At 59.6% G+C, this 22,236-nt stretch carries 17 protein-coding genes and 2 pseudogenes; 8 read left to right on the top strand and 11 right to left on the bottom strand.

The window, feature by feature from the left end; all coding sequences use genetic code 11:
* Positions 1–91 precede the first annotated feature (91 nt).
* Genes AB4P92_RS26455 through AB4P92_RS26445 form a run of 3 tightly spaced genes read right to left on the bottom strand, consistent with a single transcriptional unit; the run spans position 92 to position 3,820 of the window.
* Positions 92–856 (bottom strand): enoyl-CoA hydratase-related protein, encoded by a 765-nt coding sequence (locus AB4P92_RS26455; RefSeq protein WP_395598407.1) that lies wholly within the window; start codon positions 854–856, stop codon positions 92–94.
* A gap of 52 nt (positions 857–908) precedes the next feature.
* Positions 909–2,243: a hypothetical protein gene (locus AB4P92_RS26450; RefSeq protein ID WP_395598406.1), complete on the bottom strand. Its 1,335-nt coding sequence runs from the start codon at positions 2,241–2,243 to the stop codon at positions 909–911.
* The gene (locus AB4P92_RS26445; RefSeq protein ID WP_395599706.1) at positions 2,240–3,820 is read right to left on the bottom strand and encodes an amino acid adenylation domain-containing protein; all 1,581 of its coding nucleotides are present in this window, start codon (positions 3,818–3,820) and stop codon (positions 2,240–2,242) included. Before AB4P92_RS26445 ends, AB4P92_RS26450 begins: the two co-directional genes overlap by 4 nt.
* 269 nt (positions 3,821–4,089) lie before the next feature.
* Between AB4P92_RS26445 and AB4P92_RS26440 the strand changes: the two genes are divergently transcribed.
* Together AB4P92_RS26440 and AB4P92_RS26435 are read left to right on the top strand one after the other, a co-directional pair.
* Positions 4,090–4,596 (top strand): sigma-70 family RNA polymerase sigma factor, encoded by a 507-nt coding sequence (locus AB4P92_RS26440; protein WP_042559927.1) that lies wholly within the window; start codon positions 4,090–4,092, stop codon positions 4,594–4,596.
* On the top strand, positions 4,593–5,348 hold the full coding sequence (locus AB4P92_RS26435; RefSeq protein WP_261736125.1) for an anti-sigma factor: 756 nt from the start codon (positions 4,593–4,595) through the stop codon (positions 5,346–5,348). The genes AB4P92_RS26440 and AB4P92_RS26435 overlap by 4 nt, the downstream gene beginning before the upstream one ends.
* 43 nt (positions 5,349–5,391) lie before the next feature.
* Here the strand turns inward: AB4P92_RS26435 and AB4P92_RS26430 are convergent.
* A pseudogene (locus AB4P92_RS26430) lies at positions 5,392–5,553 on the bottom strand (SCPU domain-containing protein); the annotation flags it as partial.
* A 73-nt stretch (positions 5,554–5,626) separates the two neighbouring features.
* Here AB4P92_RS26430 and zapE point away from each other — a divergent pair.
* Both zapE and AB4P92_RS26420 read left to right on the top strand, forming a co-directional pair.
* Positions 5,627–6,757: a cell division protein ZapE gene (gene zapE / locus AB4P92_RS26425; RefSeq protein ID WP_395598405.1), complete on the top strand. Its 1,131-nt coding sequence runs from the start codon at positions 5,627–5,629 to the stop codon at positions 6,755–6,757.
* A 126-nt stretch (positions 6,758–6,883) separates the two neighbouring features.
* Positions 6,884–8,197 (top strand): leucine-rich repeat-containing protein kinase family protein, encoded by a 1,314-nt coding sequence (locus tag AB4P92_RS26420; RefSeq protein WP_395598404.1) that lies wholly within the window; start codon positions 6,884–6,886, stop codon positions 8,195–8,197.
* A gap of 125 nt (positions 8,198–8,322) precedes the next feature.
* On the opposite strand, the gene AB4P92_RS26415 is transcribed toward AB4P92_RS26420, so the two are convergent.
* Complete coding sequence (locus tag AB4P92_RS26415) at positions 8,323–9,027, bottom strand: YebC/PmpR family DNA-binding transcriptional regulator (RefSeq protein WP_042559931.1); 705 nt, start codon at positions 9,025–9,027, stop codon at positions 8,323–8,325.
* A 221-nt stretch (positions 9,028–9,248) separates the two neighbouring features.
* Here AB4P92_RS26415 and AB4P92_RS26410 point away from each other — a divergent pair, with 221 nt between their 5' ends.
* Positions 9,249–10,664: a type VI secretion system Vgr family protein gene (locus tag AB4P92_RS26410; RefSeq protein ID WP_261736121.1), complete on the top strand. Its 1,416-nt coding sequence runs from the start codon at positions 9,249–9,251 to the stop codon at positions 10,662–10,664.
* Between the two features lie 69 nt (positions 10,665–10,733).
* Here AB4P92_RS26410 and AB4P92_RS26405 read toward each other — a convergent pair whose 3' ends face one another.
* Positions 10,734–12,125, bottom strand: a complete 1,392-nt coding sequence (locus tag AB4P92_RS26405) for an FAD-dependent oxidoreductase (protein WP_395598403.1) — start codon at positions 12,123–12,125, stop codon at positions 10,734–10,736.
* 73 nt (positions 12,126–12,198) lie between these two features.
* A pseudogene (locus AB4P92_RS26400) lies at positions 12,199–13,523 on the bottom strand (MFS transporter).
* A gap of 269 nt (positions 13,524–13,792) precedes the next feature.
* Between AB4P92_RS26400 and AB4P92_RS26395 the strand changes: the two are divergent.
* The gene (locus tag AB4P92_RS26395) at positions 13,793–14,665 is read left to right on the top strand and encodes a LysR family transcriptional regulator (protein ID WP_115147298.1); all 873 of its coding nucleotides are present in this window, start codon (positions 13,793–13,795) and stop codon (positions 14,663–14,665) included.
* A 121-nt stretch (positions 14,666–14,786) separates the two neighbouring features.
* Here the strand turns inward: AB4P92_RS26395 and AB4P92_RS26390 are convergent, their stop codons facing one another.
* Positions 14,787–15,647 carry a LysR substrate-binding domain-containing protein gene (locus AB4P92_RS26390; protein ID WP_042559936.1) on the bottom strand — a complete coding sequence of 287 codons (861 nt, stop codon included), beginning with the start codon at positions 15,645–15,647 and terminating at the stop codon, positions 14,787–14,789.
* Between the two features lie 112 nt (positions 15,648–15,759).
* On the opposite strand from AB4P92_RS26390, the gene AB4P92_RS26385 reads away from it, so the two are divergent.
* Positions 15,760–16,869, top strand: a complete 1,110-nt coding sequence (locus AB4P92_RS26385) for a 2-aminoethylphosphonate--pyruvate transaminase (protein ID WP_395598402.1) — start codon at positions 15,760–15,762, stop codon at positions 16,867–16,869.
* 140 nt (positions 16,870–17,009) lie between these two features.
* Positions 17,010–17,837, top strand: coding sequence for a phosphonoacetaldehyde hydrolase (phnX, locus tag AB4P92_RS26380; RefSeq protein ID WP_047302014.1), 828 nt, complete (start codon positions 17,010–17,012; stop codon positions 17,835–17,837).
* A 111-nt stretch (positions 17,838–17,948) separates the two neighbouring features.
* Here phnX and AB4P92_RS26375 read toward each other — a convergent pair whose 3' ends face one another.
* From AB4P92_RS26375 to AB4P92_RS26365, 3 genes are all read right to left on the bottom strand, one after another.
* Entirely contained in the window at positions 17,949–18,584 is a 636-nt protein-coding gene (locus AB4P92_RS26375) for a hypothetical protein (protein WP_395598401.1), read from the bottom strand.
* Between the two features lie 339 nt (positions 18,585–18,923).
* Positions 18,924–19,844: a 1-aminocyclopropane-1-carboxylate deaminase/D-cysteine desulfhydrase gene (locus AB4P92_RS26370; RefSeq protein ID WP_395599705.1), complete on the bottom strand. Its 921-nt coding sequence runs from the start codon at positions 19,842–19,844 to the stop codon at positions 18,924–18,926.
* Between the two features lie 165 nt (positions 19,845–20,009).
* Positions 20,010–22,049, bottom strand: coding sequence for an FAD-dependent oxidoreductase (locus AB4P92_RS26365; protein ID WP_395598400.1), 2,040 nt, complete (start codon positions 22,047–22,049; stop codon positions 20,010–20,012).
* Between the last annotated feature and the right edge of the window lie 187 nt (positions 22,050–22,236).

Below are 22,236 nucleotides of genomic sequence, written 5' to 3'. Positions count from 1 at the left end.
AAAGGTGCTATGAGACGCACGCCTCGTAGGATTATTCCCTTTGAACTGTAGTTTCTTTCAGGTCACTGCGTTCGCTGATGCGTTGAGCAGGTTAAATATGCTCAAAACGTGGCGTGCGCTTCTCCAAAAATGCCTGCATACCTTCTTTTTGCCCCGGTGTGGCGAACAAGCCGTGAAACACTCGACGCTCGAACAGGATGCCTTCGCGCAGCCCGACTTCCTGAGCGCGATCCACCGCTTCACGCGCGGCCAATGTCGCCGTTCGTGGAAATCCGGCAATCTGCTGCGCAACCGCCAGCGCCTGTTCAAGCAAGTCATCGGCGGCTGTCACGCGCGACACCAACCCCGCATGCTCGGCCTCCCGAGCACTGATCGAGCGTCCGGTCAGAATCATGTCCATGGCTTTTGCCCGACCGATAGCGCGTGTCAGACGCTGGGTTCCGCCCATGCCCGGCATGACGCCGAGGGTGATCTCAGGCAACGCAAATTGCGCTGACTCGGCGGCGATGAGCACATCGCACATCATGGCCAACTCACAGCCGCCGCCATAGGCATACCCCGCCACTGCAGCCACTTTCGGAGTTTTGAACCCGGCGAAGGCATCCCAACCGGCGAAGTAGTCCTGCTCAATCATTTCCAGACAGGTCTTTGCATACATTTCCTTGATATCAGCGCCGGCAGCAAAGTACTCATTCGTACCGGTAATAACGAAACAACCGACACCCGGATCATTGTCCAGACCTCTCAGGGAATCGAGCAATTCACCCATCATTTGCTGGCTCAGGGCATTGCGGGCTCGTGGGCGATTGAGCCGGATCAGCACAACGCGTCCCAGTTTTTCGATCGATATGTTCATGTTCATTGCCTTCCTTGGATTAAGTAACACTAAGAAAAATATCGACGCGGTGTCAGGAATCCCAAATAGCGCCGTAAGCAGGGATACCCCTGGATTCCATTTCCTCGACCACGCGTTCCGTCAATGTCTGATTGGATATGCAAATCACTGCCTCCGCGCCGAACGACTGCACCGCGCAATACGCCAGCTTCACCAGGTCCGGTTTGCCTGACACATCGGTGTCCCAGATCAGTGCATCGGGCTGCGCCGCGAGAATTTCGTCCACCAATGCGTCGCCATAAGTGGCTCTGGGACTTCGGGTCGACCAGATCAGGCGGATGGGTATTTGTTTGGCCAACAAGTGCGGCAGCACCGGGCCAATCCCGCTGCCGGTGGCGATATACACCACTGCTTTGAACAACGTTTCAATGTGCGCCACCCCTGCGGTCGTAATGCCTTTGACCCAGACGTGGGTCGGCGCCTGCTCGATGAAATCGCCCGTCCAGTCGCCCGCCCGGGAAATGATCAGTCGGAAACCTTCCTCCCCCGGCGCAGGAATATTGGCGAACGAATGCCATTCCCACAGTGGGTTGCGACTGATCGCAGTGGCTGAACCGGCAAACGGTGTGTGGTGATCGAACCGGGCTATCACCGCGTGGGAGGAAAGCGGCACCACACTGACAGGGACTTGGCGCAACCGCAGCCACGGCAAAGTAATGCTGAATGTCACCAGCAACAGCATCCAGAACGAGGCAGATCGCAAGAGGACATCCGTCAGCGCAGCCGTGGGATGTTGCTCCCTGACAAACACCAGTGTCATCGCCCAGAACATCGCGAGCGCGGCCCAACCGGCGAAGCGGTGGGTGCGCTCGAAAGCATTATGAAAACGCGCGCGAATGATCGGCAGCGCCATGATCGCCACCAGTAAAAGCAGCACGAGCAAGCCGCCGCTCAGCACGATCAGGGTCAACGAAACGCCGCCCGGGCCTTCAAATTTCAGCCAGACCATCGAGCCGAACAACAGCGCAAACCAAACGATGGCTGCCATCGCGCCACCGCTGTGCAGACCACCGAAATGGTAGACCTTGGCCAACGACCGGCGAATCGCCAGCGGCCAGGACGTCGGCGCCCGGGTCGCCAGCCAGAACAAGCCATTGATGACGTACTGCTGCCGAATCAGTATCGCCATCGACAAGTTCGCGACGACCAACCCGGACAGCGTTTGCAAAGCAACGCCTGAAGTCGACCACCACCGCCCGATGTTCAAACCGTACACCAGGGCTGCAATGTTGCCGGCGAACACCAGCAACACCAGACGGTTGTAATGCGAGAACATCGGCAGCGTTCCCAAACGTCGCCACAATGCGCGCCGGGCCGGTAACACGATCGTCGAATCGGTGCCGTTCATGCCTGCACCTGCTGCTCGTCGCGAGCGTGTTTTACCTGATGTGCCACAGCCCACTGGAGCAACAAGCGCTTGTCGACCTTGCCTCGGGATGTCAGCGGAATATGATCCACAGCGAGAATCAACGATGGCACGCAATAATAAGCCAGGCGCTCCTCGCAACGTTTTCGCGCAACTTCAACGTCTGTGATGGAGGGATAGACGAAGGCCACCAGATGGCGACTGTCGAGCTTTAGGGTGACCGCACGCTCACAGTCCGGCGCAGACTCCAGTGCCGCTGACACCGAGTCAAGTTCCACCCGAAACCCCCTGACCTTGACCTGATCATCGACACGCCCCAGGTGTTCCAGCTCACCGTCCGCCGTCCAGCGTCCCAGATCCCGGGTACGGAACATCAAACGTCCCTGCCCCAGAAACGGATCGGGCCGATAGCGTTCGTTGGTCAGTTGCGGATTTCCCAGATAACCGGCGGTCACGCAGTCACCGCCCGCCCACATCTCCCCTTGCTCGCCCGGAGCGCAAAGCTGGCCGGCGTCGTCGAGTACATAAACGGTGTTGTTGGGCGTTGGCTTGCCGATCGTCAACGCACCCGCGCCGCGATAGTGCTGCATGGTATTGACGATGGTGGTCTCGGTCGGCCCACAGGCATTATAAAAAGTGCAAAACGCCGCCCAACGATCCGCCAGCGGTTGTGGGCAGGGCTCGCCAGCCAGAGCAACCACTTTTACCTGACGGCAACGGGCAGGATCGAGCGTAGCGAGAATCGACGGCGTCGCAATCAACACGTCACAGCGCTCGGCGGTTTGCGCGATGTCTTTGCCGCGGATCAACAGCGTTGCTCCGTTGGCCAGACAACCCAGCACTTCCCAGGCCGCCATATCAAAAGCGATGTTCAGGATCTGGCCGACCTTCAGGCCCGGCCGCATACCCAGATTGCCGGGCTCGGTCAGCAAAATATTGCACACATTACGCTGCGTCACGCGAACGCCATTGGGCAGTCCGGTTGTACCCGAGGTGAACAGGACAAAGCACAGTGAGTCCGGCGATGACGTCGTGCCACACCTATTCAAGTCGTCGCTGGCGACACTCGGCAACTGAATGAATTCATCCAGGTGGATGCACTGTTGATCTGTGGTCAGAGGAATCGCCCGCGCCAGTTCGGACAGTGTCAGTACGACCCGAACCTGAGCGACCGCCATGATATGACTCAGCTGCGCTGCGGGGGTGATGCCGACGTGTTGAGGAATATAGGCCGCCCCGGTTTTCAGCACGGCCAGCATGCCCACCAGCATCGGGATCGAACGCTCGACAAACAGCGCCACATGATCGCCCGGGCCCACACCTTGCTTGAGCAATGTCGTGGCGAGTCGATTGGCCTGGCGGTTCAACTCGCCGTAAGTGATCGACTGGCCCTGATATTCGGCCGCGATTGCTTCAGGCCGGCCAGCTGCTTGCAGTTCGATTGCGCGATGGATCAACGTAGCGTCAGGCTGGACGCTCGGACCGCAGCCGAAGCGTTGCCATGGGTTGGACTCAACGAACGGATTCGGCTCCGCGTTCGATGTCGACCGGTTATTCATCGCAAATGCTTGCATGAGATTTCCCTTTCCTTTTTTCAACGATTTCTTTTTTCACGTTCGGCTCCGCATCCTTGGATTGCGCCGATAGCCAACGTGATTGACAAATGGGTTGAGCAGGGAAAGTTGAATCCATTACACGGCTTACAAATCGCAGCGAACTATCCTACGAAGAAGGGAGAAAAAATTTTCAAATCAGCGGATGGAATAACCATCCTTGAGGGACGTCTTTCTTCTCAACATCGCCTTTCGGCAAAGAGCAGCCCCTCGCCATGAACGAGCTAGACGAACAACTGCGTGAACTGATCCCCAGGCTACGGCGCTTTGCCGTTTCGTTGACGCGCAATAGCAGCAGCGCCGACGATCTGGTGCAGGCGTGCCTTGAGCGGGCCCTGTCGAGTTGGGGCGGCAAGCGCGCTGACGGTGATCTGCGGGCCTGGCTGTTTTCGATCCTCTACCGGCAGTTTCTCGATGCCCATCGCCGCTCGCGCCGTCACGCGCGGATGCTCGAGTTTTTCACCGGTCGCGACGATGCCGAACCGTCGACCGAGCGCACCGTGATCGCCCAATCGACCCTGCAAGCGTTCGACCGACTGCCCAGCGAACAGCGCGCGCTGCTGCTGATGGTCTCGGTTGAGGGCCTTTCCTATAAAGAGGTCGCCGAGATTCTCGACACCCCGATCGGCACCGTGATGTCGCGCCTGTCCCGCGCCCGCCAGGCTTTGCGCCAACTCAGCGACGGCGAAATCATCAGTCCTTCTTTGCGGATACTCAAATGATCAGCATGCCTCCCAGCGAGCGTGACCTGCACGCCTACGTCGACCACCAACTCAGCGACACCGACCGGCGCGTGCTGGAAACCTGGCTGGCCAGCCATCCAGACGAAGCCGCGCAAGTTCGTGGCTGGCAACAGGACGCCCAGCAACTGCGTGCGGCACTGAGCGGTGCATTGCAGCAACCGGCCAATCCGGCGCTTGATCCGGCGATGATTCGTCTGCGCCGCCAGCGTCAGTCGCGCCGCCATCTGGCCAGCGCGGCGGTGCTACTGATCGCGGTGAGCGTCGGTGGTTTCAGCGGTTGGCAGGCACGGGAATTGACCCTCGTGCGAACCTCCGCGTTACCCATGACCGACGCCCTGCAGGCCTATCGGTTGATTGCCCAGCAAGGCATGCTGCCCGCGGATTACAAGGTCGATGGTGCTGGCGACATGCAGCGCTGGCTTGATCGTTATTTCACTCAGGTCAGTCGCTTGCCAGATTTGACGGCGGCAGGGTTTGAGCCCGTCAGCGGGCGCTTGCTGAGTACCGATGAAGGGCCGGCGGCGATGGTGATGTATGAAGATGCGAGTGGGCACAAGGTCAGTTTTTATGTGCGACCGCCTGGGCCGAAAAACACTTTCTTGCCGAAGGGCAGTCGCAGTGATGGGGATTTGCAGGCGGACTACTGGTCAGGCGGTGGTTACAACTATGCGATGGTCAGCCCGGTTGATACGCCGGCCGCGCCACTGCTCAAGCAATCGCTGCAATTCTGAAAATCAACGCAGGAGTGGTCGGTTCAAAAGCCCACATCCAGCACCACGTGACCATGACGTCCAGCAAATCCGAATAGCGACTGACCCGTGGCACTTCGGCCAGACTTTCGATCCGCGCGTACTGCGGCAGCTCCACCTTGCCAGCCGTGTAGCAAACCTCACCAACGCCGCCGTGCAAAATGCCATCGACGCGCACGGTAGCAGGCCAGCGGCGCGCCCGGTTAAACTACGCCGCGGCGCTCCTGGGCGCCGGCTCGCTGAACACGGAGTAAACCAAAGTGCCCGCCCATCCGCCGAAACGATCGCGACTGACCCAGCGCTGGCCGGTGCTGCGCCGTTTGTTCGGTAAAGGCACGCCTGCCAAAGCAGGCCATGACGCCAGCGCCCAGTTGATCCGCGATTACTTCCGCCACAAGGCCAACGGCCAGGGTTACACCCTCAGCCACAGCCAGCTGCGAGTGATCGACTGCATGGCGCAGCAGGCCAGTCTGTTGTTCGACGAAACAGCGCCAACCCCACCGAGCCTGTATCTGCACGGCAGCGTGGGGCGCGGCAAGAGTTGGCTGCTGGATGGCTTCTTTCAGGCGCTGCCGATCACGCAGAAACGCCGCCTGCATTTCCATGAGTTTTTCGCGCAGTTGCATCAAGGCATGTTCAGCCATCGCGAACAGAACGATGCGTTGGCCATAACGCTGGATGAACTGCTGCTGGACTGTCGGGTACTGTGTTTCGACGAGTTTCATGTGCATGACATTGGCGACGCGATGCTTATCACCCGCCTGTTCAAAGCGCTGTTCCAGCGGCGGATTCTGCTGCTGGTGACCTCCAACTATCCGCCCGAAGGCCTGCTGCCCAATCCGCTTTACCATGCGCGATTCAAACCGGTGATCGAGCTGATCAACTCGCGCATGCAGGTCATGGAGGTCGGTGGCCCTCACGACTACCGCAGTCAGATGCGCAACCATGCGCATCAGGTTTTCACTCAGGGACGCTACGTGTGGCCAGCCACGCCCCCTCAGCGTGAGGCGCTGAACCTGCCGACGGAAAATGCACCAGCCATTTCATTAACCGTTGGCACCCGGCCGTTTCGCGCACGTTTTTGCGAGGATCGCCGCGTCGGCTTCACCTTCGCTGACCTGTGTGAACAGCCGACGGCGGTCATGGACTATCTGCAATTGTGCCGACGCTTCGACCACTGGATCATCGACGGGCTACCGGAACTGGGCGAATGCTCGATTGCCGCACAGCAGCGGTTCATCAATTTGATCGACGTGCTCTACGACCAGGACAAACACCTGACGTTGCTCGGTCGGTTGCCACTTAGCGAAAGCCTGGCGGGTCAGGTTATCGATCTGGCCCGGACCCGCAGCCGGCTGGGGCAGTTGCAGGAAGAACACAGCACGGACTGACCGGCATCAATTCCCTGTGGGACCCCCACCATTAAAGCCGAGTCAAGATCCGATAAAATTTCAAACCACAGCTTTGCCGCTATCATGTCGCCCATTCCCAGCGACCCTCTATTTGCGAATTCCTTCATGCATACCCTTGCTCAATTGCGCGCCGGCGAATTGTCGGGCATCACGCGGCTGGACCTGTCCTGCGGCCTGACCGAGTTCCCGGCAGAAATCTTCGATCTGGCCGACACCCTGGAAATCCTCAATCTGAGCGGCAACGCCTTGAGTTGCCTGCCGGATGACCTGCATCGTCTGACCCGATTGCGCGTGCTGTTCTGCTCCGACAACCAGTTCACCGCGCTGCCCGCCTGCCTTGGCCAATGCACGGCGCTGACGATGATTGGCTTCAAGGCCAACCGCATCGCCGACGTCCCTGGCGCCGCCCTGCCACCGCTGCTGCGCTGGCTGATCCTGACGGACAACTGCATCGACACCTTGCCGAGCGAACTGGGTGAACGTGCGCACCTGCAAAAACTCATGCTGGCCGGCAATCGCCTGCAATCGCTGCCGTCGTCGCTGAGTCATTGCCACCGACTGGAACTGCTGCGCATCGCCGCCAACCAGTTGACCGAGTTGCCACACTGGCTGCTGACGTTGCCGAGCCTGACGTGGCTGGCCTACGCCGGCAATCCGCTGGAAACCGAAGCCGACGCCGCGGCGCTTGAAGCCACGCCGCAGATCGACTGGTCGGCGCTGCGTCTGGAGCAACAACTGGGCGAAGGCGCCTCCGGGGTCATTTCCCGTGCGACCTGGCAACGCGCCGATGGTGCGGTGACGCCGGTTGCGGTGAAGCTGTACAAAGGCGAAATGACCAGCGATGGCTCACCACTGCATGAAATGAACGCCTGCATCACGGCCGGGTTGCACCCGAATCTGATTCGAATTGAAGGTCGCATCCATGGCCATCCCGACGGCCAGCAAGGTTTGGTCATGCAACTGATCGATCCGAGCTTTGCCAACCTGGCAGGACTGCCGAGCCTGGCGTCCTGCTCACGGGATGTCTATGCCGACGATCGCCGCTTCAGCGCACAGGTTGCACTGCGCATTGCCATGGGCATTGCGTCGGCGGCGGAGCATCTGCACCAACAAGGCATCACCCATGGTGATCTCTACGGACACAACATTCTGTTGAACGATCAGGGTGACTGTTTACTGGGGGATTTCGGCGCAGCGTCGTTTCATTCCACCACCGACAGCATGGAAACGCGGGCCCTGCAACGCATCGAAGTACGGGCGTTCGGGGTCTTGCTGGGGGAATTGCTGGCGCGGATCGACTCGGGACTGAGTAATGAGCGACGTGAGGGGCTTGAAGAGCTGGCGCGGCGTTGCTCTCAGGCCGATGTGCTGGGGCGGCCGGGGTTCAGTGAGGTGCTTGAGGTATTGCAACAGCTGTGACCGCTGTACGGTCAATCGCTGGCAGGCTAGCTCCCACAGGGTTTATGGCGATCACATAGTGTGTGCACGACGCCATACCTGTGGGAGCGGGCTTGCCTGTGTGGCGGCTCTACTGAGTAAACAAATCAGCCAGCCAGACCCACAAACATATCCTGCACGTCATCGTGGTTGTCGAGGCCTTCGAGGAACGCTTCAACCTCAGCCATCTGCTCATCGCTCAAACCGCTGACCGGGTTTTTCGGCTGGTAGCCGAGCTTGGCCGACAGCACGGTGAAGCCTTGTTCCGGCAGGGCTTTCTGCACCGCGTCGAGGTCGGTCGGATCGGTGATAAACAGGGTCGCGCCCTCTTCACCCGGCTCAAAATCCTGGGCACCGGCTTCGATCGCCGCCATTTCCGGATCGGCGTCCGGAGTGTCTGCCGAGGCTTCGATCATGCCGACGTGGTTGAAGTCCCAGGCAACCGAACCGGAAGCGCCCAATTGGCCCTTGCGGAACGCCACGCGGATTTCCGCCACGGTGCGGTTGATGTTGTCGGTGACGCACTCGACGATCAACGGCACCTGGTGCGGGGCGAAACCTTCGTAGGTCACGCGGTGGTATTGCACGGTTTCGCCCAGCAGGCCCGCGCCTTTCTTGATTGCGCGGTCGAGGGTTTCTTTCGGCATCGAGGCTTTCTTGGCCTGTTCGACTACCAGACGCAGGTGCGCGTTGGTCGCGGTATCGGCACCGTTACGCGCAGCAATGGTGATTTCTTTCACCAGTTTGCCGAAGATCTTGCCCTTGGCATTGGATGCCGCTTCTTTGTGTTTAACCTTCCACTGTGCGCCCATTACTCACTCTCTTGATCTGTGGCGCCGAGACATCTATTGGCCGACGCGTGGCGCCAAGTTTATACGGCCTAAAGTCGGCAATCGACCAAAAAAATCCAATGTTTAATCGACATCTTCGCCGGACCTTGTAGGGCGATTCTGAAAACCACCTTTGACATGACCATTCAGCGCTGCGGTTTCGTACCCTCTGAGGCCCGTATCGCCTGACAGAGCCTGTGCGAATGCTCAATGACAAGGAAAGTCCGTTTACCCTCACCCTGACCGACAGTGGATTATGCCTGCCGGTGGTGCGTTTCAATGGCGAGGAAGCGCTCAACCAACCCTACCGCTTCGACATCGAACTGATCGGCCTCGCCCCCGCCGTGACGCCGGGCACGCTGGTGCAGCAGCCGATATTTCTGCGTCTGGACGACCATCACGGCATTCACGGCATGATCGACAGTGCCAGTTGCGAACATCGCGGAGCGCACCGCATCGGTTATCGACTGATCGTGGTGCCAGCGCTGCAACGGATGGCACAGCCGAGCAAACGGCGGGTGTTCGTGCAACTGAGCGTGCCGCAGATACTTGAACGGTTGCTCGCTGAAAACGCCCTGCCGGCCTACAGCTACCGAATTGAAATGACCGTGGGTCAGTATCCGGCGCGTCCCTTTTGCGTGCAGTTCGAGGAAAGCGATCTGGCGCTGATACACAGGCTTTGCGAAGAAGAAGGCATCCACTATCACTTCGAGCACAGCACCGACGGGCACGTTGTCGTGTTCGCCGATGACAGCCTGAGTCTGCCGCAAGAACCGTCACTGGTGCCGTTCATGGAGGACGAACAAGCGTCCTCGCCCTGTGTCAGCTCGTTGTACCAGCACCACCACGCCGCGCCCATCCCGACGCTGCATGCCGTGCGCAATCGAGGGCTACAGACTGCCGACGGGGATGCGGCCAATCAGCCCCCGTCAAAGCCGTCACTGCCGATGGCTTCGCCGCAGCAACGCCACAGTGAACAACGCAGTCGTCGCCATCTGGAACGACAACGTTGCCAACACCGGTCAATCAATGGCCGCAGTGACTGCATCGGTTTGTTCAGCGGGCACTTGTTGCAGGTGACGGAACATCCGATCAGCCAATTCAACGAACAATGGCGGATCACCCGCCTGCGCCATCACGGGCAACATCCATCGATTCTGGACCCGGCAGCGACGGTGCACCGTTACTACAACGATTTCACCGCCCAACCGTGGTCAACCGACTATCGCCCGCCACTTCAGCAACCGCGCCCGAGCATTGCGGGCTATCACCTGGCGCAAGTGCTGGGAACTCCGGGACAACCTGCGCGGCTCGATGCGCAAGGGCGGATCGCCGTCAGGTTGTGGCCATCGCAACCGCAATCGCCCCCCGTCGCCGACACCGACATCGACACCGAAGCCATCTGGCTACCCATCGCCATGACCCGGGCCAACGGTCGAATCGCGCCAGATGAATTGCCCAGCGTAGGCAGTGAAGTGTGGGTGAGTTTTCTCGACAGCGATCCGGACCGGCCGATCCTGTGCCTGGGCAACACACGCAATCCCACACCCCGCGAAACACCGTCCGCGACTGACAGCAGTCTGTTGCTCGACTGGCTGCTCAACGGTACCCACCTGTGACCTGAAACTCTGTAGGAGCTGGCGAAGGCAGCGCCTACAAGATAGGGGTGTTTTGCGGTCATGCGGTTGTCAGCCCTTGTCAGCCTTGCCTGCCGCCGCGGCAAATTTGGCCAGGCGCACGTCCAGATGCCGGGGCCGGTGGCCATGGTCTTCGGCGCGCTCCTTGCGGCGGATGGCGTTACGCACCATCAACGATCCCAGGTAGCGGATTGGCTCCGGCGGGAAATAACCCATCGGCCCGTTGACCAGTGGCGAGCGCGTCCACGGATTGTCCAGCCCCTGCACCAGTGACGCCAGAATCTGCCCGCCCATGTGACACGGGCCGACGCCGCTGCCGGAATAGCCGAAACCGTAAAACACGTTGCCACTGCTGCTCATCTGACCAAAGAACGGCAAACCGGTGACCGAGCGATCTGACGGGCCGTTCCAGGTCGCGTCGACTTTGACATCGGCAAACGCCGGGAAAAAATCGCCAAGGCTCGTTTTGAGCAGGTCCGCGTAAGGCGATGGCTGATCGAACACCGGCAACATCCGCCCGCCAAAAGCGAAGGTGTTACCGCCCTTGCCGAGCATGATCCGGCCATCCGGGGTGTTGTGGTAGTAGTGCACGAAAATCCGTGAATCGAGCACGGTGACCCCACTGGTCAAGCCGATTTCCTGCAACAGATCCGGACGCGGTTCGGTGATCAGCATGTCGCTGGAAACAATCGCCACACTGCGTTCGAATTGCGGGAAGGCGCGGGCCATCCACGCGTTCATCGCCAACACCACGCGGTCTGCCTGCACATTGCCGTTGGCCGTGCGAATGCGGGCTGGACGGCCCTCCTCCAAACCGGTCATTGCCGTGTTTTCGTGAATTTTCACGCCCAACTCCAGCGCTACACGGCGCAACCCGCGCACCAGTTTGCCGGGTTGCACACTGGCTGCTGCCGGCGAAAACCAGCCTTCCAGATGCTTGCTGGAACCGGCCATGCGCTGCACATCAGCCACCGGACGTTGAGTGAACGAGTTGATCCCGTTGCGCTCCAGCGCAGCGATTACCGCGTCAGTCGAACCGACCTGCGCACGGTTGGTCGCGGTATAAAGCGTGCCATCGGGCCGGTAGTCGGCATCGACGCCGTACTGCTCGCAGAACTCGCCGATCGCATGAATGCTGCGTTCGGATTCCTTGACCAGACGCACCGCTTCCTCAACGCCGAACAAGCGCTCAAGCGTAAAATATTTGGCCGACCACGACAGCGCACACCCGCCGTTACGCCCACTGGCGCCGGCGCCGCAGATGTCGGCTTCGATCAGCAGCACATCGAGTTCGGGGTTTTGTTGCTTGAGCATGATCGCCGTCCACAACCCGGTATAACCACCGCCGACAATGCACACGTCGGTGCGCACTTCGCCCTGCAGCGGCGGGCAGGTTTCGGAGGTGTCGGCCTGCAGGGCCTGCTCCAGCCAAAACGGTCTCATGGGTTTTCTCCAGTCAGTTGGCCACGACACAGCCTGCCGCGAACACCGCAGCAGGCCGCGAGGCAAAGGGGTTTCAGTTACGCAGAGGTTTGATCGTCAAGGGGCAGTTGGGGATGGATGCGCGCGGCTCCATGAATCCGACCGGCCGGCTGTTCCAGTGCGGAATCAACACCAGCGCCGAGAACAGTGCGCAACCGGCGAAGACGATGAACACCGTCACCGTGTCGAAGTAGCCCGGCAGCAAGCCGCCAAGCACGGCGCCGACCGAGCCGCAGCCGTTGACGAATCCGGCGGCGGTGGCCCCGGCCTTGGCTTTGCCGAAATCGATGGCGGCCGCGCCGCTGATCATCGAGTCGGGTCCGTACAGGGTCAGGCCCATGACAAACAGCAATGCCACAACCAGCAAAACACTGCCGCTCTGCAAGGCAGCCATGAACAGCGCCAGCGTCACCGTCAGTGCCAGTAGACTGATCACACAGGCTGGCATGCGCCGAGCGCCGAACAATTTGTCTGACGCCAGACCGATCATGATCGGCCCAAGCAGCCCGGCCAGCTCGAACGAAGTGGGGATGATCGCCGCACCCACCTTGCCGACGCTGGGCATCTGTTCAAACACGATCACCGGGCCCCAAAGCAGGATCGCGTAACGCGCCGGTTTCAACATGAAATACGCCAGGCCCAGCACCAGCACCGTGCGATTACGCAGGATTTCCTTCAACGGCTCCCAAACGCTGAGCTTGCTGTTGGCTTCGGTCTCTTCGGCGCTTAACACAGGCTCCGGTTCCACCGCCGGCAGGCCGACATCTTCCGGTTTGTCGCGCTGGAAGATAAAGAACAACACCGCCACCACCGCCACCACTGCCGCGCTGGAGAAAAACGCCGCGTGCCAGCTGCCGACGAGCGTGTAAGCCCACCAACCGGCGAACGGCGACGCCACCAGCCCACCAAATGCGTAGCAAGAACTCCACAAGCCGAGCACTCGCCCGCGCTGCTTGGCCGGGAAGAAACTGCCGAGGTTTTTACACAACCCCGACCATCCCGTGGACTGCGCCAACCCTTGAATCAACATACAGTGGCGAAGATCGGCAGCGTGGCGAAACTGCCCATCACCAGTGCCGCCGCCGCAGAAATCAGCAAGCCTCCGAACACTACAACCCTTGGGCCGAAGCGGTCAGCGAGCATGCCCCAGGTGAATTGGCCGATGGCGTATGCCGCCAGATAGATGGCATCGAGGTTGGCCATGGTCATTTTGTCGAGCATGAAATCTGGATCTTCGCCGATGCCCAGTTTGGCCACCGAGAATGCTTTGCGAGTGAAATAGAAAGCGGCGTACGCGAGCCATGTGATAGCAAAAATCTGCATGCGCCAACGCGCAATGGTGCCGATGTGCTTGTTCATTGTGGTTCTGACCTCAGGGTGTGAGTGTGCCGGCAGAATCGTTAAGTAAACGCCTGTGTTTTTTATTGTTGAGCACTGCGATATCACCCCATCCCTATGGCGATACCGGTCAGATGAGTCCTGCTGTTGCACGCACAGGCTCATGGCCAGCGCCGCTGCTCGATCGAGCAGTCGGCGGTGGCGTGAGCCGATCAAAGCAATTACTGTTTAATAAATAAAATCGATTTATCGTATTTCACACATAAGCTCAGCTTTTAACTGGAGCGACCATGTCAATTTCCCACGCCCAACTCAAAGCGTTCCACGCCGTGGCCGTGCATGGAAGCTTCACCAAAGCCGCTCAGCGTCTTTTTCTCACGCAACCGGCGATTTCCGACCAAGTGCGCAAACTCGAAGAACGCTTTGGGGTTTTGCTGTTTCATCGCAACAAACGTTCGGTACGCCTGACCGATCTGGGCGAACGCTTGCTCGCGATCACCCAGCGCCTGTTTGTGATTGAAGCGGAAGCACAGGAGTTATTGCAGGAATCCCAGGCATTGCAGACCGGCAGTCTGATTCTGGCGGTGGATGCGCCGGTGCATGTGCTGCCGCAGATCGCGCGGTTCTGCGAGCGCTTTCCAGGCATCAACGTGAAAATCGAGACCGGGAACACCGACGAATCATTGTTTCGCCTGTTTAACTATCAGGCCGATCTGGCGCTGCTGGGGCGTGATGTCAGCGATGAACGCTTGCTGTGCGTACCGCTGCGCAACGATCCGATGGTGGCGTTTGTTTCGCGCAATCACCCGTGGGCCGAGCGCGAGTCGATCTGCCTGGCGGACCTGGATGACACGCCGCTGGTATTGCGCGAACACGGTTCGGTGACCCGGCAAACGCTTGAGGAGGAAATGGCTCGGGCGGGGTTTCGTATTCGTCCGGCGATTCAGGTCGAAGGCCGGGAAGCGGCGCGCGAGGCGGTGGTGGTGGGGATTGGTGTGGGCGTGGTTTCAGCGGCCGAGTTTGGCGCCGACTCAAGGGTTTGCGCGTTGCCGATCACCGACTGCACCCGACGCTTGACCGAAACTTTGGTGTGCTTGCGCGAACAGAGTTCGCGGCGGGTGGTGGCGACCTTCCTGGATATGGTTCGCGAAAGCCTTGTGTGAACGGCGCTGGCCCAATCGCTGGCAAGCCAGCTCCCACAGGGTTTCAGCCTTTAACAAATTGTGCGTACACCAGAGAAACCTGTGGGAGCTGGCTTGCCAGCGATGAGGGCGCCACGGTTTATCAGGCTGGCGCCAATCCAAAAAACGCCTGAATCAAGCGCAACTCCCGCCGCCGCTCCATGCAACCGATCATGTGCCGATTGACCAAGCCCTCCCCGACAATCGGAATCGCCACCACCCGTGGGTCGTGGCTGACTTCCACCGATGACACCACGCCAACGCCCAGCTGCGCGGCGACCGCCTCGGTCACCGCCTCGCGACTATCCAGCTCCAGCAACACGCGCGGATGAATCGACGCCTGCGTGCAGGCCAGATCAAATGTGCGCCGGGTAATCGAACTCGGCTCACGCAGCACCATGATCACCTGATCCAGTTCCTTGAGTTTCACCTCTGTGGCGCGCGCTGCCCACGGATGCCCCGCCGGCACCAGTGCGCAAATCCGCGACTCGCTCAGCGCTTGCAGATGCAGTCCCTTGCGTGGCTCGACTTCGGTCAGCACCGCGACGTCAGCGTGTTCCGACAATAACGCCGCCAGCGTTTCCTGGGCATTGCCCAAACGCAGATTCACCGTGATCCCCGGATAGCGCGCACGCAGACTGGCCAGCATCGGCATGACCATGTGCGGGCCGTCCGCCGCCACTTCCAGCCGCCCGGTCAACAACTGGCGGTTGGCCTCCAGCATGGTTTGCGCCTCTTCCGCCAAACCGAACATTGCGCGAGTGATCGCCGCCAGTTTGGTGCCTTCCTCAGTCAACTCCACCCGTCGCGCGGTGCGTCGCAACAACGTGATCTGGTAATGCTCCTCCAGCGCCTTGATGTGCCCGGTCACTGCCGGCTGGCTGATGAACAACCGTGCGGCGGCGCGGGTAAAGCTGCCCTCGCGCGCCACGGCATCGAAGGCGCGCAGCTGAAACAGGTTCATGAATAACTCTCACTGATGGCTGGCATAACAACAAACAATTTGATTGATGCAACGGCAAATTGCAACTTAGGCCCCGTAGCTTCATCCCACAGCGCTATCCGAGGACACACGAATGAGTACCGCCGAACCCATCCTGCTCACTCCCGGCCCGTTGACCACTTCGGCCCGCACCCGCCAGGCGATGATGGTCGACTGGGGGTCATGGGATGACCGCTTCAATCAACTGACCGCCAGCCTCTGCGAGCAATTACTGGCGATTCTCAACGGCGCCGCGACCCACCACTGCGTGCCATTGCAAGGCAGCGGCACTTTCGCGGTCGAGGCAGCGATCGGCACACTGGTGCCACGCGACGGCAAAATACTGGTGCTGATAAACGGCGCCTACGGCAAGCGACTGGCAAAAATCTGCGAAGTGCTGGGCCGCTCGTTCAGCACTTTCGAAACCGCTGAAGACGAACCGACCACCGCCGCCGACGTCGACCGTCTGCTGCGCGCCGACAGCACTATCACTCACGTCGCGCTGATCCACTGCGAAACCAGCACCGGCATTCTTAATCCGCTGGCGGAAATCGCTCACGTCGTCGAGCAACACGGCAAGCGCCTGATCATCGACGCCATGAGCTCCTTCGGCGCGCTGCCGGTGGATGCGCAGCAAGTGCCATTCGATGCGCTGATCGCCGCGTCAGGCAAGTGCCTGGAAGGCGTGCCGGGGATGGGTTTTGTCTTCGCACGCAAAGAGTCGTTGGCCGCAGCCGCCGGCAATTCGCACTCACTGGCGATGGACCTGTTCGACCAGCACGCCTACATGATGAAGACCGGGCAATGGCGCTTCACCCCACCGACCCACGTGGTCGCGGCGCTGCACGAAGCCCTGCTGCAATACAACGAAGAAGGTGGCCTGCCGGCGCGGCATGCGCGCTACGCCGCCAACTGCCAGGCGCTGATGCAAGAGATGGGCAAACTCGGTTTGCGCAGCTTTCTGCCAGCAGCGATTCAGGCGCCGATCATCGCAACGTTCCACGCGCCGAATGACCCGCGCTATCAGTTCAAGGATTTCTACGAACGGGTCAAGGCCAAGGGCTACATCCTCTATCCCGGCAAACTGACTCAGGTCGAAACCTTCCGCGTCGGCTGCATCGGTCATGTCAGCCCGGACCAAATGCGCCAGGCCGTGGCGGCGGTGGGCGAAGTATTGCGCGAGATGGAAGTGTTAGAAATCTAACCCCCCCTAATACCTGTGGGAGCGAGCCTGCTCGCGAATGCGGTTGAACATTCAACATTGATATCGACTGATCTGACGCCTTCGCGAGCGGGCTCGCTCCCACATTTGAATTGCATTGCCAACACAGGATTTTCAACATCATGAATTACACCAACCCAACCAAGCTGCAAGCCGCCATCCTCGACTGGGCCGGCACCGTGGTCGATTTCGGTTCCTTCGCCCCGACGCAGATCTTCGTCGAAGCATTCGCCGAATTCGACGTTCAGGTTTCCATTGAAGAGGCCCGCGGCCCGATGGGCATGGGCAAGTGGGATCACATCCGCACCCTGTGCGATCAGCCGCAGGTGGCCGAACGTTACCGCAAAGCGTTCGGCCGCACGCCGACCGACGATGACGTCACCGCCATCTACGAGCGCTTCATGCCGCTACAAATCGAGAAAATCGCTGAACACTCGGCGCTGATTCCCGGTGCCCTGGACACCATCGCCAACCTGCGCCAGCAAGGCATCAAGATCGGCTCCTGCTCCGGCTACCCGAAACAGGTGATGGATAAAGTCGTCGAACTGGCCGCCACCAACGGCTACATCGCCGACCATGTGGTCGCCACCGACGAAGTGCCGAACGGCCGCCCTTGGCCAGCACAGGCGTTGGCCAACGTCATTGCGCTGGGCATCGACGACGTCGGCGCCTGCGTGAAGATCGACGACACCGTCCCGGGCATCCTCGAAGGTCGCCGCGCCGGAATGTGGACCGTGGCGCTGATCTGCTCAGGCAACGCGCTGGGCCTGGATTACGAGGGCTTCCGTGCCTTGGGCAGCGATGAACTGGCCAGCGAACGCGCGCGTATCCATGCGCTGTTCGAAAGCTCGCGCCCGCATTACATGATCGACACTATCAGCGATTTGCCGGAAGTGATTGCCGACATCAACAAACGTCTGGCCAACGGTGAAATGCCGCAATCCTGCTAACTTGCAATAAAAAAACACCGCCGACTTTAGAGCCAGTCGGCGGTGTTTCTGTTTTACTGATTGAGACGCAGAGCATCACGAAACTTTACAACATGGCCAACCCACAACTTATTACGAGACAAGGTTACCTTGCGCATCGTAGGTCAGGCCGTCCGGATACTTGATACTGCCGTCAGGAAGTTGTTCTGTTCCATCTTCCCAAACAATGCGGCCATCCGGATGTTCGATCGTATTATCCGGCCAGATAATGCGGCCATCAGGAAACTCGACACGGCCGTCTTGATGATGGATAACGCCATCGGGCCCCTTGAGTAGGTTCTTACTCGTATCAACCAGACTGCCATCGGGAAGGGACGCAGAGCCATCAGTATTGAGGATTCCGCCCAAACTGATAATAAGTGTCGCCAGAGCAACCGGATCAATATTGAAGTTGATGGTCGGCCAAGGCATGGGCGGCCTTTTCGTTACAACAGGTCCGACAGTGCCGCCGGTAATTACAGGTTTGGTGAGCGAGCCGGGCTTAACGGGCTTGACTGGCCCAATTGGCTTAACCGGCTTGACGATTGGTTTGAGTGGCTTAACAGGCTTGATGAGAGGCTTGACCGGCACTACAGGTTTGACCGGCACTGGCTTGCCCACTGGTTTCGGTTTGGAGACAGGTCGTTTGGCCATGGCCTTTTTAATAACATGAGCGTTTTTATTTTTATCAGAGAACATAAATAATCCACTTGAAAAATCAAACAACATTAACACCCCAAGCAATTACTTTTACCCGAGGACTTGCCCACACAATAAACAGCACGACATAACCAGGCAATCCGAAGTCAAATACAGAATATAAAAAACAAGCCGTAACACCAACACTCAGCCATCAAATCCAAACTTCAAAAACAATTAACAGCCATTAAATTCAGCCACTTCACGCATCGCCATAGAACACATCCAAATCGCACCAGTACATTGAGCAAAACTCAGACCACTCAGCGCAAAAACGCGCCATCGGGTTGAGCCCAGGCGGGGGTGGTCCCGGCCGAGACACAGCAGCGGCTCTCTTTGGCCATCGATAGATCCCCTGCCCACAAAAGCTCAACTTACAAGAAGGTTGTGGGAGAACCCCCGTCGTCCCTGCAATCCACCTGTATGCACGAAGACCAAGCGTGTGCCGCTGGCAAATTTACCCGCCTCGACCTGCTGCTTGAGCGCCAGCAACGCCTTGCCGGTGTAAAGCGGTTCCAACGGCACGCCGCTGTCCAGCTCGGTCTGTGCAATGAACGCCAGCAATGCCGAATCAACCTTGGCAAAACTACCGCGACTGGCATCGATCAACTCATAGTCAGCCCTGCGCCGGCCGGATTCCTGCAGGATCGACTCGACTTGCGCCGCCACGCCGTGATCCTCAGGCACCGCCAACGCGCCGTAAACCGGATGCGCCCCCGCCTCGGCGAGTGACAGCCCGGCCAACGTCGTCCCGGTGCCGCAGGCCAGCCACCAACCGTGATAATCGTTCCAACCCAAATGGCTCAATTGCGCATCGGCCTGCGCCTTGATCGCGGCACAACCCAGCGCCCCGGCTAATCCGCCACCGCCCTCTGGCACCGCATGCAGAGTTGGATAACGCGCCTGCCACGGCTCCCAGAACCCCGGATCATGTCGCGCCCGATAACCGCCATATCCCAGCCAATGCAGGTGCATGCCGTACGCTTGCAGATCAGCGACAGTCGGCGTTTCTTGCGGATGACCGCGCAGCAGCCCCGCCGTTTTGAACCCTAGCCGTTTACCCGCCGCCGCCAGCGCGTGCAAATGATTGGAGTGCGCGCCACCGAGACTGATGATGCCTTCGGCACCGGTGCGATCAGCGGCTTTGAGATGCTCAACGAGCTTGAACCACTTGTTACCGCTGATCAGCGGGTCGATTTGATCGAGGCGAAGGATGGCGACTTCAACATTGGCGGCGGTGAGCCAGTCGAGTTGCAGGAGTTCAAGAGGAGCTTGCGCAGGCAAAAACATAAGCACCGCATGACCTGAAAAAGATCACAGTCTACCAGCCAAAAAAACCCTTGTAGGAGCTGCCGCAGGCTGCGATCTTTTGATCTTGTTCTTGAAAAACAAAGTCAAAAGATCGCAGCCTGCGGCAGCTCCTACAGGAGTTGGTCCGTTACCGATAGCGGTTGATCAGAGCTCTGCAGCCAGACGCGACCCTTGATTGATCGCACGCTTGGCATCCAGCTCCGCCGCCACATCAGCACCGCCGATCAGGTGCACGTTTTGCCCGGCCGCTACCAGGCCATCGTGCAGTTCACGCAAAGGGTCCTGCCCCGCGCAGATCACGATGTTGTCCACCGCCAGCAACTGTGGCTCGCCGGTTTCGCCGATGCGGATGTGCAGGCCTTCGTCGTCGATGCTCAGGTATTCAACACTGTTGAGCATCTGCACCTGCTTGTTCTTCAGCCCGGTACGGTGAATCCAGCCAGTGGTTTTGCCCAAACCGTCGCCGACCTTGGTTTTCTTGCGCTGCAAAAGGAACACTTCGCGAGCCGGCGCGTGCGGCGCAGGTTTGATCCCGGACACGCCACCACGGGCTTCGAGTTTGGCGTCGATGCCCCACTCCTTCCAGAACGCGGCGCGATCCTGACTGGTGGCAACGCCTTCGTGAACGAGGAATTCGGAGACGTCGAAACCGATGCCACCCGCACCAATTACCGCCACGCGTTTGCCAACCGGTTTGCGCTCGAGGATCACGTCGAGATAGCTCAGCACCTTGGCATTTTCAACGCCCGGAATCGCCGGAGTGCGCGGTGCAATACCCGTGGCGAGGATGATTTCATCGTAACCGCCGTCAACCAGTTTCGCGACGTCGACGCGGGTGTTCAGGCACACCTCGACGTTAGTCGTTTGCAGCTTGCGGTTGAAGTAGCGCAGGGTTTCGAAAAACTCTTCTTTGCCCGGCACGCGTTTGGCGATGTTGAACTGGCCACCAATTTCGCTGGCAGAATCGAACAACGTCACCTGATGGCCACGCTCGGCAGCCACGGTCGCGGCGGACAACCCGGCAGGGCCGGCGCCAACCACGGCGATTTTCTTGATTTGCTGCACCGGCAGATAGTTAAGCTCGGTTTCGTGGCAGGCACGCGGGTTGACCAGGCAACTGGTGAGCTTGCCGCCGAAGGTGTGGTCGAGGCAGGCCTGGTTGCAGCCGATGCAGGTGTTGATCTCGTCAGCGCGACCTTCGGCAGCCTTGTTGACGAAGTCCGGATCGGCAAGAAACGGCCGCGCCATCGAGACCATGTCGGCATCGCCTTCGGCGAGTATCTGCTCGGCGATTTCCGGCGTGTTGATGCGGTTGGTGGTGATCAGCGGAATGCTCACCGAGCCACGCAGCTTGGCCGTGACCTTGCTGAATGCCGCACGCGGCACCTTGGTGGCGATGGTCGGAATACGCGCTTCGTGCCAGCCGATGCCGGTGTTGATGATGGTCGCCCCGGCCTGCTCGATGGCTTTGGCGAGGATGACGATCTCGTCCCAGGTGCTGCCGCCTTCGACCAGATCAAGCATCGACAGACGGAAGATGATGATGAAATTGGGGCCGACCGCCTCACGGACGCGGCGCACGATTTCCACTGGCAGACGCATACGGTTTTCGTAGCTACCGCCCCAACGGTCGGTGCGATGGTTGGTGTGCGCGGCGAGGAACTGGTTAATGAAATAACCTTCCGAACCCATGATTTCCACGCCGTCGTACTCGGCGGTTTGCGCCAGCACCGAACAGGTGACGAAATCCCTGATCTGCTTCTCGATGCCCTCCTCGTCGAGCTCTTTTGGCTTGAACGGGTTGATCGGCGCCTGAATCGCACTCGGCGCGACTTGTTTCGGGCTGTAGGCATAACGGCCGGCATGGAGGATCTGCATGCAGATCTTGCCGCCCGCCTCGTGCACCGCGCGGGTGACGATACGGTGCTTGAGCGCCTCCTCCTCGGTGGTCAGTTTGGCTGCACCGGAATACACACCGCCCTCGTCGTTCGGGCCGATCCCGCCAGTCACCATCAGGCCGACGCCGCCACGGGCACGTTCAGCGAAGTACGCTGCCATGCGCTCGAAGCCACCCGGTTTTTCTTCAAGACCGGTGTGCATCGAGCCCATCAGGGTGCGGTTGCGCAGTGTGGTGAATCCCAGGTCCAGCGGGGCCAACAGGTGCGGGTAATGAGCGGCGGTCATCGGTAACTCCACAACGAGCGATCACGGAAAAATTGCGGGAGCTCTGCGTCCCCCGTCAGTCATGTTCGACAGACTAAGAGTCGCATCGCTGTCACTCAATGACCGTAACTGACAAGTTAATGATCTAAATGCGCAGCGCCCCTTGGCAAGCCAGACCCTGGGCCCTACCCTAGTCGCCATACCCTGT

This window comes from Pseudomonas sp. A0308, assembly GCF_044218815.1.
Lineage (GTDB): Bacteria > Pseudomonadota > Gammaproteobacteria > Pseudomonadales > Pseudomonadaceae > Aquipseudomonas > Aquipseudomonas iridis.
This window is presented reverse-complemented; position numbering and strand designations above follow the sequence as displayed.